Source organism: Streptomyces sp. NPDC050388 (assembly GCF_040655635.1).
Lineage (GTDB): Bacteria > Actinomycetota > Actinomycetes > Streptomycetales > Streptomycetaceae > Streptomyces.
Genome location: NZ_JBFAKH010000010.1, coordinates 58,947 through 74,244, shown reverse-complemented (window position 1 = coordinate 74,244; position 15,298 = coordinate 58,947). Strand labels below are relative to the sequence as shown.

Here is a 15,298-nt window from a genome sequence, read left to right as displayed (position 1 = left end):
ACCTATGTATGTAACCCACACAGTAAGAGCTACCTCCATAGCGGCTATACCTACAAGGCAAGGCGTGACGTGGCCCACTCCGTGGGATGGACCCTGCGGCGTCCGTGACGTTTCGTCACGGACGCCGCGGGTGCGTCGCTTGTCGAGGCGGCAGTCGGTGAGCAGGGCCGCCGGATCGGCGCCCTCGGGCCGGGTGACGGCGTGGCCGGCGGGCGGTGCCCGGTGGTGAGCCACTTCTCCAAGGCGGTGGAGGTCGAGACCGGTGTTGCCCTCTGGGTACCGGGTACGCCGTCGGGAACGGTGAGGTCCTCGGCCGTGAGTCCGGCCCGGTCCGCCGGGTCGGTCTGACCGGAGGCCACGGTTCCCGCCGTGGTCGGCTCGCCATGGATGGACGGGCCGGAGGCCAGGCGGCAAGCTCGGTACGGGAACGTGTGTGCCCGCCACGGCGGCGGCTTCCCTCAGGTGGGCCGCCACCATGACGGGCACGGGACCGTGGATGGTGCGGGGAGACGTCCACAGTCATGGCCGGCCCTGCGTCAGTTGCAGGTTCCGTCCGCGATGGTGAAGTGTCCGGCGGGTGACTCCTTCAGGGTGTGGCTGACGAACATGTTGTACAGGCCCATGTTCTGCTGGGAGCCCTTGGCGTAGGTGTAGCCGCCGCTGGTCGTGGCGCGTCCCGCCTGTACGTGGGCGTAGTTGGTGGCGGTCCAGCAGACGGCGGTGGCGCCGGTGGTCCGCGCGGTGACCTCGCTGGAGAACCGTCCCGTCTTGCCGTCCGCGTCACGGGCGGCGACCGCGTAGGTGTGGGAGGAGCCCGGGGTCAGGCCGGTGTCGGTGTAGGACGTGGAGTCCGCCGTGCCGATCAGGACACCGTCGCGGCGGACGGCGTAGCTTCCGGCGCCGTCGACGGCGTCCCAGCTCAGCCCGACGGTGGTGTCCGTGACGCCGGTCGGGGCCAGGCCGGTCGGAGCGGGCAGCCCCTCACGCCCGGGGTCGGAGTCGTCCAGGCCGAAGAACTGGGCGATCCAGTGGCTGGAGCAGATGGAGGCCTGGAAGTTGACGGTGCCGGTGCTGCCGCACTGCTGGGGCCCGCTGCCGGGGTCGACCGGCGTGGCGTGCCCGATCTTCGGGACCCGGTTCACCTCGACGGCCACCGAGTCGTCCGCGGCGACGTACTCCTCGTGCCGGGTGGAGTTCGGGCCGATCACGGACGTGCGGGTCGGCTTCTGGGACAGGCCGTGCAGTGCAGTCCACTGGTCGCGCAGTTCGTCGGCGTTGAGCGGGACGACCGTGGGGTCGTTGTCACCGTGCCAGATGGCCACGCGGGGCCAGGGTCCGGACCACGAGGGATTGGCGTCGCGGACCCGCTTCGCCCATTGGTCCGGGGTCAGGCCGACTCCGGGGTCCATGCACCTCAAGGCGACCGTGACGTCGCTGGCGCAACCGTAGGGCAGACCCGCGACGACCGCGCCGGCCTGGAAGACGTCCGGGTACATGGCGAGCATCACCGACGTCATGGCGCCGCCGGCGGACAGGCCGGTGACGTAGGTCCGCCCGGCGTCCGCGCCGTAGGCGGAGACCGCGTGCGCGGCCATCTGCCGGATCGATGCGGCTTCGCCCTGGCCTCTGCGGATGTCGGTGGTCTGGTACCAGTTGAAGCACTTGTTCATGTGGTTCGAGAAAGTGGTCTCGGCGAACACCACCAGGAACCCGTGTCGGTCGGCGAGTTCGGGCAGGCCGGAGTTGTCGGCGTACATTTGGGCGTTCTGGCCGCAGCCGTGCAGGGCGAACACCACCGCCGGCTTGGCGGGCAGGGACGCGGGCCGGTAGACGTACATATTCAACTGGCCCGGGTTGGCGCCGAAGTCGGTGACCCTGGTCAGGCCGACCGCAGCCTGAGCGGTCGGTGCCGGGCCGACCAGGGCAGCCGCGAGGGCGAGGGCCACGACGGCCACAAGACGGGACAGCAGTCCGCGCCACACACCCCCCGCCGGGCGCGGCGGCGGATCGGCAGGCGGTGCGGACGAAGTACGGGACAGCGGAACGACGGCGCCCCGGAAGGACGACGGTTGCATGGCGGCTCCTCGGTGCAGTGGGGGACACCGGGCCGCTCCTCGGCGTGGAACAGTTGGAGCAGCCCGGTGTCGGCACCGTAGGATCCGTTCAACGCGCAACGATATGGCAGGGAGCACCACAGCCTGCTTGCCACGATGTGGACCCGAACGGGTTGTGCCGCCGGGTGGCATCTGCTACTCAGACACCGGCCACCGTCTCCAGCTGGGCGGGAACGCGCAGCTCGGCCCCCGTCGCGGCGCGTACCTCGTCGACACCGACGCCGGGAGCGAGTTCGGCCAGCGAGAAACCCTCCGGCGTGATGTCGATGACGGCGAGATCGGTGATGACGCGCTGGACGACCCCGGTGCCGGTCAGCGGCAGATCGCACCGCTCGACGAGCTTGGGGCTGCCGTCCTTGGCGGTGTGCTCCATCAGCACGATGACCCGGCGCGCCCCGTGCACCAGGTCCATGGCACCGCCCATGCCCTTGACCATCTTCCCCGGGATCATCCAGTTCGCCAGGTCCCCGGAGGACGACACCTGCATGGCGCCCAGCACCGCGGCGTCGATGTGCTCGCCGCGGATCATGCCGAAGGACAGCGCGGAGTCGAAGAACGACGCCCCGGGCAGGGTGGTCACCGTCTCCTTGCCCGCGTTGATCAGGTCCGCGTCGAGTTCCTCCTCGAGCGGGTAGGGGCCGACGCCGAGAATGCCGTTCTCGGACTGCAGCACCACCTCGACCCCCGGCGGGAGGTGGTTCGGGATCAGTGTGGGCAGGCCGATGCCGAGGTTGACGTACGTGCCGTCCACCAGTTCGCGGGCCGCCCGGGCCGCCATCTGCTCGCGAGTGAGCGCCATGTCAGGCACCGCCTTCCTGTTCGGTCCGCACGCACCGTCGTTCGATCCGCCGGGTGGCGGTCGGGTCGTCGGGGAAGACCCGGACCACCCGCTGCACGAACACCCCCGGCAGGTGCACCTCGTCCGGGTTCAGTTCACCCGGCTCCACCAGGTGCTCGACCTCGGCGACGGTGACGCGCCCGGCCATCGCGGCCAGCGGGTTGAAGTTGCGGGCCGAGGAGCGGAACACCAGGTTGCCGTGACGGTCCCCGACGGCCGCCCGCACCAGGGCGTAATCGGTCCTGATGCCCTCCTCCAGCAGGTACTCGCGCCCGTCGAAGACCCGCGTCTCCTTCGGCGGCGACGCCACCGCGACCTGCCCGTCCGCGCCGTACCGCCAGGGCAGCCCGCCCTGCCCGATCTGCGTCCCGGCCCCGGCCGGTGTGTAGAACGCCGGGATGCCCGCCCCGCCGGCCCGCAGGCGTTCGGCCAGCGTGCCCTGCGGCACCAGCTCCACTTCCAGTTCCCCGCTGAGGTACTGGCGGGCGAACTCCTTGTTCTCGCCCACGTACGAACTGGTCATGCGCGCGATCCGGCCGGCCCGCAGCAGGAGCCCCAGCCCCCAGTCGTCCACCCCGCAGTTGTTGGAGACGACCTTGAACCCGCCCGCCTCCCGCTGCAGCAGTGCGGCGATCAGGGCGCTCGGTATGCCACACAGGCCGAACCCGCCGACGGCCAGCGACGCCCCCTCGGGGATGTCCGCCACTGCCTCGCCCACGCTGTCGACCGTTTTGTCCAGCCCCATACGGCCCCTCTCCATCAAGGGGCGCGTACCGCCCCGAGCAGCCGAGGCGCGCATAGGATGTGGCCTTCGCGCCCCGGCGTCCATCGACGTGACGACCCTAAGGACGCACAGGAGCCGACCGGTATGGCTGCCTCCGACACCTACCGCACGGTCGGTGTGTGGCTCGCACCCAGGTACGGAAGCCCGACATGCGCACGAGCACCCCAGCCGCACGCCCAGCCGATATGGCGCCGGCAACCACACCTGCAACTTTCAGCCGTGCGTTCCGGCCGCCCACGGCCTTCACCTGTGCGCGCCCGCGCTCCCGTGCCTACCGCCGACCAGCGGGTTGGGCAGCGGACGGTACCGAGTGGCGGCGCCGTCGGCGTTGGTCCAGCGGAGGAGGAGGTTGGTTTTGGCGGGGAGGGTGGGGCCGGTGAGGAGGGCGTGCATCTCGGGGAAGTCGTGGCGGGCCAGTTCTCGGCGTACGGCGGGCCAGGGGTCGAGGCCGGGGTGGTGTTCGGCGAGGGCGGCGGCGATCTCGGTCAGGTGGTTGACGACCAGGCAGTACACCAGGCGTTCCCAGCCTGCCTCCCTGGACACTTCCGGTAGGAGTTTCACACCCTCGGCGTCCCGGAACAGCGCCTGCACGGGGATGCCGTCGGGGCCGACCGCGACCAGGATGTTCTGCAGGTGCGCCTCCACGACGACTCCGTGCCGGGCGAAGGCGGTCAGGGCCGGGGGGACGACCTGGGCCAGGTAGGCCTCCCACCAGGCGACGGGGGTCGTGGTGGCGGCGAGCGGGTTGCCGTCGCACTCCTCGACCAGGGCGGCGGCCAGGTGGGGGACCGCGCCGGGGAGCAGGTGGTCGCGCAGGCCGTCACGGACGACGACGGCCAGTTCCTCGAAGGCGAAGTCCGCGGTGCGGTGGCCGCGGTCGCCGAGCCAGGCCGCCGGGCCGTCGAAGGCGGCGAACGCCTCGCGGGCCGCCGTGTCGGTCCTGCGGAGCTTCAGCAGGTCGTGGCGCCACAGGCGGCGGATGTCGTTGGTGATGCGGACGTCGAGGCTGAACTTCAGGAACAGGTCGCGTGCGGGTGCGTACACGGTACGGATCGCGGCCGTGGGCCAGGCCGGGAACGGGGTCGCGCCCAGCCTGATCAGGCGGCCGTCGGCGAACGCGGGGGCGAGGTCGTGAGCCGTCAGCTCCAACTGCCAGGGGTGGGCGGGCAGCAGGCGGTATCCGGGCGGGGCGGTGCCGAGCCGGTCGAGGGCCGAGGTGTCGCCCTCCTCGGCGACCGTGTCCTCGCGCAGTCCGAGCAGCGTCAGCGGGAAGCGGGCGTACGCCTCCGGCGCGTACGGCAGCCAGTTCGCCGCGGGGCCGCCGCCGCGCGCCTTGGGGGCGGGGTGGTGGGTGTGGCCGGTGAGCAGGGACTGTTCGGAGCGGAGGTAGGGGTCGGCGGGCGGGGCCGTCCGGGCCCGCGCCGCGAGCAGCGCGGCCACCGCGTCCCTGCTGTCGATCATCTCGGCGGGCAGCTCGTGGTTCGGCAGGCCGGTGTGCCGGCGCAGCTCCTCCGCGACGAGTTTCACCAGTTCTGTGTGGCCCACGCGGTGCCAGGCGCCGTCCACGCACACCTCGGGTGCGGCGGGGCGCCGGGTGCCGCGGACCCGCAGCAGGCGGTCGACGCCGGGCAGGCGGTAGGTCCGGACGTCCTCCTCCCCGTCGACGTTCACGTCCGTGGCCGGCACGGGTCGTGCCACCTCGCGCAGCAGGCAGTTCAGCAGCGGTACGGCCGCGTACGCGTCGGCGCGGGCGGCGAGCCCGGCGGAGTGGTGGGCGCCGGTCGCCGCGTCGTCGTCTGCGGGCTGGGGCATGAGGTCCACGCGTTCCACTGTTTCCCAACGGTCTGTCCGGACGGTCTGTCCGGACGGGGACGATCAGTATGTCCGTCGCGGACCGCCTGGTCGTCCCGCAACACTGTTCGTACCCGAGGAGCCCGCCCGTGCACCGTCCCCCCACCGCCGAGGCCGAGATCGCCGACGAGCTGGCCGCCGTCCGGCCGGCTCTGACGCCCCGGTACGCCGCAGCGCTGCCAGGGGCCCGCGCGGCCGTGCTGACCCGGCTGTGGCGCGGCCTCGCGCACGATCCGCTGCCGTGGATCACCGGCCGGGAGCCGGACCGGGACGGGCTCACCCTGCGACTGGCGGACGGGCGGCGGCTGCACGGTCCGCGACCGGATCCGTATGCGACCGCCGCGTACGTCACCGTCGTCCACCTGGACGAGGTGGCGTACGACGATCCGGCACGGTTGATGACGCGGCTCGCCGTGCCGCGCTCGGCGGCCTTCGCCGTCGAACTCGCGCACAGTGCCGCCTCGTTGGCGCTGTCCCGGGCAAACCGGCCGAAGGACGGCCCGGACGAGTGGCCCCGGTGGGACTGGGAGTGGGAACAGCGGGTGGTCGACGGGCATCCGTTCCATCCCAACTGCCGTTCCCGGCCCGGTTTCTCGGTCGCCGAGCAGTTGGCGTACGGGCCCGAGCACCGGCCGGTCGTGGAGTTGGTGCCGGTGCCGGTGCCGGCCGACGACTGTCTGGTGACGGGGGCCTGGCCGGAGTGGCTGCGGGACGGGGGGCGGGTGGTGATCCCCGTGCATCCCTGGCAGGCGGCGCATGTGCTCGAGCGGGGAGAGCCCGGAGAACCCGAGAAAGAGGAGTGGGCAGACCCCGCCCGGCGGATCGCCGCGCATCCGCTGATGGCGCTGCGCACCCTCGCCCTGCCCGGAGGCCCGCACGTCAAAACGGCGTTGAGTGCGCGGCTGACGTCCTCGGTGCGGGACATCTCGCTCGGTTCGGTCGCCGCGTCCGCGGTGCTGTCCGACTTCGGGGAGTCGGTGGCCGCGCGGACCGGCGGGCTGCTGCACATCACCCGCACCCTGGGCGCCGCGGCGGCCGGCTCCCCCGATCTGGCGGCCGTGGTGCGCGAGTCGCCGCAGGAGTACGTGTCGGCCGGGGAGCGGGTGGTCCCGGTGGCGGCGCTGGCGAGCACCGAGGTGTCCCGCTCCCCCGCCCGGGTGGCCCGGTTCGCGCGGCTCGCCCTCACGGTCGGGCTGCGACTGCTCGATCTGGGCGTGGCTCTGGAGGCGCACGGTCAGAACCTCCTGGTGGTGCTGTCGCCGGACGGGGAGCCGGTGCGGCTGGTCTACCGCGATCTGGCCGATCTGCGGGTCAGCCCCGAGCGGCTGGCGCGGCACGGCGTCCCGGCGCCCGAGCTGCCCGCCCGTATGGTCACGGACGACGAACGCGCCCTGCGGCGCAAGCTGTTCGGGTCGCTGGTCGCGGGCGCGCTGGCCGGTACGACGGGTTCGGGCCCGACGCTTCGGACCGCGTTGGAGACGGCCGTACGGGATCTGCCGCGCACGCCGGATCTTGCCGCCCTGCTCGGCGGACCACTGCCCGCGAAGGCCCTGACGCTGATGCGGCTGTCTCTCCGCGCGACCGGGGACGAATGGGCGGAACTTCCCAATCCCCTGCGGGTCTAGGGGTCTTGCGGGCCCCGCTTCGGAGCGGGCCGTCCCCGATCAATAGGATCCCTCGATGATCAGAAGAAAATGGCCGGCAGCGGGCGTCGGGGTCCTGCTCGCCGCCCTGACGGCCGGGCTCACCTTCCCGACCGCGGCGGCCGCCGGCGAACCCACGGGCCAGGACGCGCCCCAGGTCGATCTCGTCCTCGATGTGAGCGGTTCGATGCGGACCAAGGACATCGACGGCCAGTCCCGGATGGCGGCGGCGAAACAGGCGTTCAACGAGGTGCTGGACGCGACGCCGGAGGGGGTCGAGCTGGGGATCCGGACCCTCGGCGCCGACTACCCCGGCGACGACCGCAAGGAGGGCTGCAAGGACACCGCACAGCTCTACCCGGTCGGCCCGCTGGACCGTACGGAGGCCAAGACGGCGGTGGCCACGCTCACCCCGACCGGCTGGACCCCCATCGGCCCCGCCCTGTTGCAGGCGGCCGACGACTTCAAGGACGGCAACGGCTCCAAGCGCATCGTGCTGATCAGCGACGGTGAGGACACCTGTGCCCCGCTCGACCCGTGCGAGGTGGCCCGGGAGATCGCGGCCAGGGGCATCGGCCTGACCATCGACACCCTGGGCCTGGTGCCGAACGCCAAGCTGAGCCGGCAGCTCAGCTGCATCGCCGAGGCGACCGGCGGCACCTACACCTCGGTCGAGCACCAGGACGAACTCACTGACCGGGTCAATGAGTTGGTGGACCGCGCGGCCGAACCGGTGGTGACGCCGGTCGCGACCGAGGGTGCCGCGTCCTGCGCCAAGGCGCCGACACTGAAGTCCGGTCTCTACACGGACCGCGAGGAGTTCGGGCAGCAGCGCTGGTACCGCGTGGACGTACTGGCCGGTCAGGAACTGCGCGCGTCGGTGAGCGTGGCGGCCGACCGGGCGGTGAACCCGGACCACGGCGTGCTGCTGCGGGCCGTGACGGTGCACGACCGGGAGATCGTCCGCGGTGAGGCCACGGGCAACGGCCGTACGGACGTCCTGTCCACCGGCCTGCGCTACCCCGCGCCCGAACGGGACGACGACGACAGCGACAAGCCGGCCGCCGAAACGGTGTGCCTGGCGGTGACCAACTCGTTCTCGCCGGGCTCCGGTGTGAAGACCACGCCCGGTCTGCCGCTGGAACTGACCATCGACGTCGTCGAGGGGCCGGGCGAGTCGAGCGACGTGGCCTCCTTCGGCCTGGGCCGGGGCTGGTGGCTGCTCGGCGCGCTGGTCCTCACCGGTTTCCTCGCCGGTCTCGTCTGGGGCTGGCTGTCCCGCTGGCGGCTCGCGGTCTGGAGGACCCACTGATGCGTATCACCCGCTTGCCGGCCGCCGCCCTGCTCACGCTCGGGCTGGCAGCGGCCGCCGTGGCCCCCGCGGCGGCCGACTCCAGTCCCTCCCCCGGCGCGTCCGAGGACGCCGCCGGGCCGACCCGTGCGGGCACCTCGTTCCGTACCGCGACGGAGTTCGAGCAGGGGCAGACCGCCACGGCGCGTGCCTCCGTCGGCGACTACCTGTACTGGTCGTTCCCGGCGGACGCGGGGCAACGCCCCACCGTGCGGGCGACGGTGAAGCTGCCCGAGACGCACGCCGCCGAGACCTGGCGGGTCGACGTGTACGACGGTCTGCGCCGCCGCCAGGCCTGCCAGTACGGCGCCCAGACCCGCACGGCGCCGGCGGACGCGGCCTCCGTGGAGCTCGCCTGCGTGCTGCGCACGGTCCGTGCCTGGTCGGAGCCGTGGGCCAACGACCCGCTGCCGGGCACGTACTACATCCGGCTCACCGCGGTGAACCTCTCGGCGTCCGACCTGGGCCAGTCGGTGGACGTCGAAGTCCGGGCCGACTCCAAGGACATGGGCGGCGCCGCGGCGGTGGACGGCTCACTCGCCGAGCCGCTGGTGCCGGGCATCGCGCTGCGGACGGAAGCGGACGGCGAAGGCGACGAGGAGAAGTCGTCCTCGGCCGTACTCGCCGCTCTCGAGCCCGAGGACGGCTGGACCTCCGGCTGGTGGTCCGACCGCTGGGTGTGGACCGCGGTGGGCGGTGCGCTGGCCGCGCTGGCTGGTGTCGCCGGCTATCGGTTGACCCGGGGGTCGGGACGGCCGTCCCGGGTACCGCCGGGTGTGTGACGGTCGACAGCTGACCATCGGCAGCACGTGACGTCTGCCCAGGAGGCCCGCCCTGTGCGGGCCTCCTTCCGTTGCCGCCGCCCCTCCCCGTCATGCCTCCCGGAGCGCCTTGGCGAGCGGTCCGTCGCCGCCCACCTCGATCCGCCCGTCCCGCACCGCGTCGGCCACGGCCGACTCGCCGCGGCTGATCGCCGTACAGGTGTCGGCGTCGAGGGCCAGTGTGGCGTCGGGCTCACCGGGGGCGGGCCCGTCGCCGTAGACGGCCCCGTTCTCAGCCCCGACGCGCAGGTGGAACCGCCCCTCGTCCAGCCGGACTTCGACCAGTCCCCCACCCAGCCCCTCGCCCTCCAGGACGCGCAGCAGCGGCAGCGCGAACCAGTGCGCCCGCACCGCGTCGGTGGGCCGCCGCTCCCCCAGCGCGCCCTGCCCCCACGCGCCGAGAGCCTGGAGCACCGGAAGCAGCTCGCGCCCCCGGGCGGTGAGTTCGTACACGAAGGCCGCGCCGGGCGGGGGCAGCCGCCGACGGCTGGTCAGCCCGTCGCGCTCCATGCCCTTCAGTCGCGAGGCCAGGACGTCCGTACTGACGCCGGGGAGGTCCGCGTGCAGGTCGGTGTAGCGCCTCGGACCGGCGAGCAACTCCCGGACGATCAGCAGGGTCCAGCGGTCACCGACGGCGTCGAGCGCACGGGCGGCGGAACAGTACTGGTCGTAGCTTCGGCGAGGTGACATGCGACGCAGTGTAGACAAGTTGTTGGACTTTCCAAGCAGTCACTTGGTAAAACCAAGCAAGCAACACCGGATACCGAGGGGAAGCGGCGCATGGAGTTCCGGCAGTCGAGCAAGCTCAGCGAGGTCTGTTACGAGATCCGCGGCCCGGTCATCGAGCACGCGAACGCGCTGGAGGAGGCGGGGCACAGTGTGCTGCGGCTGAACACCGGCAACCCGGCCCTGTTCGGCTTCGAGGCGCCGGAGGAGATCGTCCAGGACATGATCAGGATGCTGCCGCAGGCGCACGGCTACACCGACTCGCGCGGCATCCTCTCCGCCCGCCGCGCGGTGGCCCAGCGCTACCAGACCCTGGGCCTGGAGGTCGACGTCGACGACGTCTTCCTCGGCAACGGCGTCTCCGAGCTGATCTCGATGGCCGTCCAGGCGCTCCTGGAGGACGGCGACGAAGTCCTCGTGCCCGCCCCGGACTTCCCCCTCTGGACGGCGGTGACCACCCTCGCGGGCGGCAAGGCGGTGCACTACCTGTGCGACGAACAGGCCGACTGGTACCCCGACCTGGACGACATGGCGTCGAAGATCACGGACCGTACGAAGGCCGTGGTCATCATCAACCCCAACAACCCCACCGGCGCGGTCTATCCGAAGGAGGTCGTCGAGGGCATCCTCGACCTGGCCCGTCGGCACGGTCTGATGGTCCTCGCCGACGAGATCTACGACCAGATCCTCTACGACGACGCCGTGCACCACTCGGCCGCCGCGCTCGCCCCCGACCTGGTGGTCCTCACCTTCTGCGGGCTGTCGAAGACCTACCGCGTGGCGGGCTTCCGCTCCGGCTGGCTGGTGGTCACCGGTCCCAAGCAGCACGCGAAGGACTACCTGGAGGGCCTGACCATGCTGGCCTCCATGCGCCTGTGCGCCAACGCGCCCGCCCAGTACGCCATCCAGGCCGCGCTCGGCGGCCGCCAGTCCATCCGTGAGCTCACCGCGCCCGGCGGGCGGCTGCACGAGCAGCGGGACGTGGCCTGGGAGAAGCTGAACGAGATCCCCGGCGTGAGCTGCGTGAAGCCGAAGGGCGCCCTGTACGCGTTCCCCCGCCTGGACCCCAAGGTGCACAGGATCCACGACGACGAGAAGTTCGTCCTCGACCTGCTGCTCCGGGAGAAGATCCAGGTCGTCCAGGGCACGGGCTTCAGCTGGCCCTCCCCCGACCACTTCCGCATCCTCACCCTCCCTCACGCGGACGTCCTGGAGACGGCGATCGGCCGCATCGGCCGCTTCCTGAGCAGCTACCGTCAGTAGTGCGGCCGATCGGCCGTGCTCAGGCCGCGCACGGCTTCCCGTACGGTCCGGCCGGATCGCCGTCGGTGGGACTCCTCCCACCTGACGAGGACGCCCCGCCTCCTGCTGGAGACGGGGCGTCGCGCTTCGCGGCGGGGGCGTCAGGACCGGCGGCCCGGGACGGCGAGGAGGGCCGCGGCGCTCAGGGCGGCGGCTGCGGCGAAGACGTAGAAGACCGTGGTCGGGCCGAGAGAGGCCGTCAGGATCCAGCCGCCGAGCAGCGGCGCCACGATCGCGCCGCCGCGTCCGAAGCCCGAGACGTAGCCGAGCGCCGTGGCCCGGATCGAGGCCGGGTAGCTGGACGCCACCCAGTCGTTGAGCACGGTCAGGGCCGAATGGGCACCGACACCGGCGAGCGCGGTCAGACAGAGGACGACGACGGTGTTGCCGCCCCACGTCAGGCCGACGACGGCGACCGCGGAGAGCGCCGCACTGCCGATGGTGACGAAGCGCGGGCCGACCCGGTCGGCGACGGCGGCGATGCCGAACGAACCGATCACGGCACCCAGATTGAGCACGAGCGTGAACTGCAGCGCCGAGCCGAGCGGGTAGTCCATCTCGCGCATCAGCTGGGTCAGCCAGGTGTTCAGGCCGTACCAGGACAGGAGCACCGCGAAGTTGGCGACGACGAACAGCACGGTGGTGCGTGCGCGGCCGCCCGAGAGCACGGAGCGGGCCGGCGAGGGGGCCTTCGCCCCGGCCGTCAGGCCGCTGGACCCGGGGATGCCGACAGCCGCCGTCGAGGGAGTGACTTCGGGGCCGGGGGCGTCGGCCGCTCCGGGCCGCGAGTCCGGCAGCAGGGCGTACACGCCGGCGAACACCAACGTCGACAGCGCCGCGCCGACACCGAACAGGCCGCGCCAACCGAGGGTCTCGCCCCAGGCCGCGGCGGTGAGCGCGGCGAGCACGCCGCCGACCGGAACGCCCGCGAGGACGATGGTCGCCACCAGCGCGGAGCGGCCGCGCGGCGCGTACTCCTTCGCCAGGGCCACACAGGACGGCATCACACCGCCCATGCCGATGCCTGCCAGCAACCGGAAGAGGCCGAACTGCCAGGGCTCGGCGGCGACGGCACAGCCGACGGTGAACAGGGTGAAGACCACTCCTGACGCCAGCACGAGCCGACGCCTGCCGAAACGGTCGGCGAGCGGCCCGCAGACGATGGCGCCGATGAGCATGCCCAGATAGACGAGGCTGCCGAGAGTTCCGGCGAGGGACCTGTCGAGGCCCAGATGCGAGTCGGCGAGCATCGACGGCATCGCCACGCCGTAGACGATGAGGTCGAACCCCTCGACCGTGATCGCCGCCGTGCACAGGGCGACGACCGCGAGCGTCAGGGCTCGGGTGCGCCGGTCCGTCGGGGCCGGAGCCGGGGGCCGGGCGGAGGCGGGGGCTTGAACATCGGTGGTCATGCGGCCACGTCCTGTCGCGGAGAGGTGGGGGAAGGGAGCCGGGCGGGCCGCGATGCGGAGCACCGACACGGTGGGCGGCTCCGCAGACCCCGGTGTCCTTCCGGCGACAAGCGAATGACCCATCGGTGACCAGAATGGAAGCAGCCCTGTTGCGCAGAGAGCAACAAAAATGTCCAGCAGTTCCGCTCTGCGGTACAGGGGGGAGCATTTCTTTGCACCACGGGCCTGCCGCCGTACCATGCGCCCCGCTTCGACCGCGCACATATGGGGACATGCAGGGACATGAAAGGGCGCCGGCCGCCGGCTCAGAGTGCCGCCTCCATGCGGCGCACCGCCTCCCCGAGCACAGCGGCCGCGTCACCGAGGCGGGCGCGGGTGAAGCGCAGCGAAGGGGCCGAGACGATCATCGCCGCCACGGCGCGGCCGCCCGGCTCCCGCACGGCGGCGCCCACCGCGGAGATGCCGCGCTCGGTGCCCCCGATATTGACGGCGTAGCCCCGCCTGCGGACGGTCGCGAGCATGCGGTGCAGCGTCTCGGGGTCGGTGTCCGCCTGTGCCGCGTGCCGGGTGCCGTAGATGTCGGCGAGTTCGGAGACGCCCAGGTCGGCGAGGAGCGCCTTGCCGCCGGCGGAGAGGTGCGCGGGCAGATTCACGCCCACGCGGCTGCCGACGCGCAGTGCGTGCGTCCCCTCGATGCTGTGCAGGACGCGCGCCTCGGCCCCGGCCCGGACCGCCAGGTGCACCGTCTCGCCGAGCTGTCCGTTGAGCCACAGCATGTGCGGCCGGGCGGTTTCCACGAGGTCGTACTCGGAGCGCTGGGACACCCCCAGGCGGTAGAGCGTGGGGCCGGGCCGGTACACCTTGTCGGCGCCCTGCACCGCGAAGCCGCGCCCGCGCAGGGTGGAGAGCAGACGATGGGCCGTGGACCGGGCCACACCCAACTCGTCGGCGGCCTCGCTCAGCCGCACGCGCCCCTGCTTGCGGAGCAGGAGCAGCAGGGAGAGGGCGTTCTCCACGGATTCCAGGCCCTGCGCGGGTTTACCGCCCGCGTTCCGCGGTTCCGCTCCGGGCTGCGACGTACGATCTGAGTTCTTCACAGCAGAATTCTACGACCGGCTCATGGAGCGGCACGCATCGCGCCGGGGCTCCGGACGCCGGGAGTGTCAGCGCCCGGTCGTAGTCTTCGAAAGATTGAAAGGGACGATCGGCCGGTCGGGGTTCGGGGGCTGTGGTGACGAGAGCGTTGAGTGCGGGGCTGCGGCGGGTCGTCGAGGGCGCCGATCCCGTGACCGGGCGCCTGAAGGGGACGGAGGCGCAGCTTGCCGCGCTGGTGAGGCGCGGGCTCGCCTTCCGGCATCCGCGGGCGCCGCACCATCACTTCCTGACGCCCGCGGGGCACAGGGCACGGGACGCGGAGGCGGAAGCGGAGACCGAGCCCACGCCCGAGCCCGCCACCACCGGGGTGTTCGCGGCACGGGTCGGTGGCGAGGACACGGCTCCCGGGACCGGGCCGGCTCGGCTCCGGGAGGTGCGCGGTGCCTGGCAGGGCATGCTGGAGCTGCGCAGGATGACCAACCCCGACGGTGCGACGGACCGGCCCTGCGCCTGGGAACGCTCGCACCTGGTGCAGGCCGCCGCGCTCGCCCTGGAGGCCGCCGGACACGATCCGGCCGTCGGGGGCGCCGGGGGCGGCTACCGGGTGCGGGGGACCCCGCAGCCGGAGGCGGTCGCCGTGTACGAGCCGGACGGCACGGCGCTGCGGGCCTGCGCCGGAACGCTCGAGCGGGCCGGATGGCAGGTCGGGGAGTACACGGAGCCGAGGACGCGGGCACGGTATCTGCTGGCCTCTCCGCGCCGGGTGTGAGGGGCGTGCCAGGATCGGTGGCCAGGGCAACGAATCGAGCAGGCATGAAGGGGACGCAGTGAGCGAGCCGTTTTCCGTCCGGGTGACCGTGCGCGGATACGAGACCGATGTGCAGGGCCACCTCAACCAGGCCGTGTACCTCAACTACGCGGAGCACGCGCGCTGGTCGCTGCTCCAGGAGGCCGGGATCACGCAGTCCGGCCTCATCGGGCAGGGTGTGGGACCGGTCGCCCTGGAGACCACCATCCGCTACAAGCGGGAGCTGCTCGCCGGTGACGAGGCCGACGTGAGCTGCGCCTTCGCCTGGGGCACCGGCAAGACGTTCCGCATCGAGCAGACCATCACCAAGGCGGACGGCACGGTCGCCGCCGAGATCACGGCGGTCGGCGGCATCCTGGACCTCAAGGAACGCAAGCTGGTGCCGAGCCCGCAGGACATCTTCCGGCAACTGGCCGAGGACCCGGGCATGTTCGGGCTGTAGGAGGGTGCCGGATGCACGGGGCGGTGTCCCGCTCGCCCCGTGCATCCGGCCGCCACGCTCCGGCCGCTTCCCCTGTCACGGCGTTTTCACGGCGTGAAAGTTTCCGCCGTC

Annotated in this window: 13 protein-coding genes; 6 read left to right on the top strand and 7 right to left on the bottom strand. The window is 72.3% G+C overall.

Annotated elements, in window-relative coordinates:
* Window positions 1-536 precede the first annotated feature (536 nt).
* The 4 genes from AB0I73_RS08040 to AB0I73_RS08025 form a co-directional block, all read right to left on the bottom strand.
* Window positions 537-2,075 (bottom strand): PHB depolymerase family esterase, encoded by a 1,539-nt coding sequence (locus AB0I73_RS08040; protein WP_363034934.1) that lies wholly within the window; start codon window positions 2,073-2,075, stop codon window positions 537-539.
* A 178-nt stretch (window positions 2,076-2,253) separates the two neighbouring features.
* Complete coding sequence (locus AB0I73_RS08035; protein ID WP_363034932.1) at window positions 2,254-2,913, bottom strand: CoA transferase subunit B; 660 nt, start codon at window positions 2,911-2,913, stop codon at window positions 2,254-2,256.
* Between the two features lies 1 nt (window position 2,914).
* Window positions 2,915-3,697 (bottom strand): CoA transferase subunit A, encoded by a 783-nt coding sequence (locus AB0I73_RS08030; RefSeq protein ID WP_363034930.1) that lies wholly within the window; start codon window positions 3,695-3,697, stop codon window positions 2,915-2,917.
* A 282-nt stretch (window positions 3,698-3,979) separates the two neighbouring features.
* Window positions 3,980-5,566 carry an IucA/IucC family protein gene (locus AB0I73_RS08025; RefSeq protein ID WP_363034928.1) on the bottom strand — a complete coding sequence of 529 codons (1,587 nt, stop codon included), beginning with the start codon at window positions 5,564-5,566 and terminating at the stop codon, window positions 3,980-3,982.
* Between the two features lie 110 nt (window positions 5,567-5,676).
* On the opposite strand from AB0I73_RS08025, the gene AB0I73_RS08020 reads away from it, so the two are divergent.
* Genes AB0I73_RS08020 through AB0I73_RS08010 form a run of 3 tightly spaced genes read left to right on the top strand, consistent with a single transcriptional unit; the run spans window position 5,677 to window position 9,363 of the window.
* On the top strand, window positions 5,677-7,212 hold the full coding sequence (locus AB0I73_RS08020) for an IucA/IucC family protein (protein ID WP_363034926.1): 1,536 nt from the start codon (window positions 5,677-5,679) through the stop codon (window positions 7,210-7,212).
* 55 nt (window positions 7,213-7,267) lie between these two features.
* Window positions 7,268-8,542, top strand: a complete 1,275-nt coding sequence (locus tag AB0I73_RS08015) for a VWA domain-containing protein (protein ID WP_363034924.1) — start codon at window positions 7,268-7,270, stop codon at window positions 8,540-8,542.
* Window positions 8,542-9,363 (top strand): hypothetical protein, encoded by an 822-nt coding sequence (locus AB0I73_RS08010; RefSeq protein ID WP_363034922.1) that lies wholly within the window; start codon window positions 8,542-8,544, stop codon window positions 9,361-9,363. The genes AB0I73_RS08015 and AB0I73_RS08010 overlap by 1 nt, the downstream gene beginning before the upstream one ends.
* A gap of 90 nt (window positions 9,364-9,453) precedes the next feature.
* On the opposite strand, the gene AB0I73_RS08005 is transcribed toward AB0I73_RS08010, so the two are convergent.
* The gene (locus AB0I73_RS08005) at window positions 9,454-10,092 is read right to left on the bottom strand and encodes a winged helix-turn-helix transcriptional regulator (RefSeq protein ID WP_363034920.1); all 639 of its coding nucleotides are present in this window, start codon (window positions 10,090-10,092) and stop codon (window positions 9,454-9,456) included.
* Window positions 10,093-10,182: 90 nt separating this feature from the next.
* Between AB0I73_RS08005 and AB0I73_RS08000 the strand changes: the two genes are divergently transcribed.
* Entirely contained in the window at window positions 10,183-11,391 is a 1,209-nt protein-coding gene (locus AB0I73_RS08000) for a pyridoxal phosphate-dependent aminotransferase (RefSeq protein ID WP_363034918.1), read from the top strand.
* Between the two features lie 140 nt (window positions 11,392-11,531).
* Here the strand turns inward: AB0I73_RS08000 and AB0I73_RS07995 are convergent, their stop codons facing one another.
* Together AB0I73_RS07995 and AB0I73_RS07990 are read right to left on the bottom strand one after the other, a co-directional pair.
* The gene (locus AB0I73_RS07995) at window positions 11,532-12,842 is read right to left on the bottom strand and encodes an aromatic acid/H+ symport family MFS transporter (protein ID WP_363034916.1); all 1,311 of its coding nucleotides are present in this window, start codon (window positions 12,840-12,842) and stop codon (window positions 11,532-11,534) included.
* Between the two features lie 305 nt (window positions 12,843-13,147).
* The gene (locus AB0I73_RS07990; RefSeq protein WP_363034914.1) at window positions 13,148-13,939 is read right to left on the bottom strand and encodes an IclR family transcriptional regulator; all 792 of its coding nucleotides are present in this window, start codon (window positions 13,937-13,939) and stop codon (window positions 13,148-13,150) included.
* 134 nt (window positions 13,940-14,073) lie between these two features.
* On the opposite strand from AB0I73_RS07990, the gene AB0I73_RS07985 reads away from it, so the two are divergent.
* Together AB0I73_RS07985 and AB0I73_RS07980 are read left to right on the top strand one after the other, a co-directional pair.
* Window positions 14,074-14,706 (top strand): hypothetical protein, encoded by a 633-nt coding sequence (locus AB0I73_RS07985; RefSeq protein WP_363034913.1) that lies wholly within the window; start codon window positions 14,074-14,076, stop codon window positions 14,704-14,706.
* Window positions 14,707-14,764: 58 nt separating this feature from the next.
* Window positions 14,765-15,187 carry an acyl-CoA thioesterase gene (locus AB0I73_RS07980; protein WP_363034911.1) on the top strand — a complete coding sequence of 141 codons (423 nt, stop codon included), beginning with the start codon at window positions 14,765-14,767 and terminating at the stop codon, window positions 15,185-15,187.
* The last annotated feature ends 111 nt before the right edge of the window (window positions 15,188-15,298 follow it).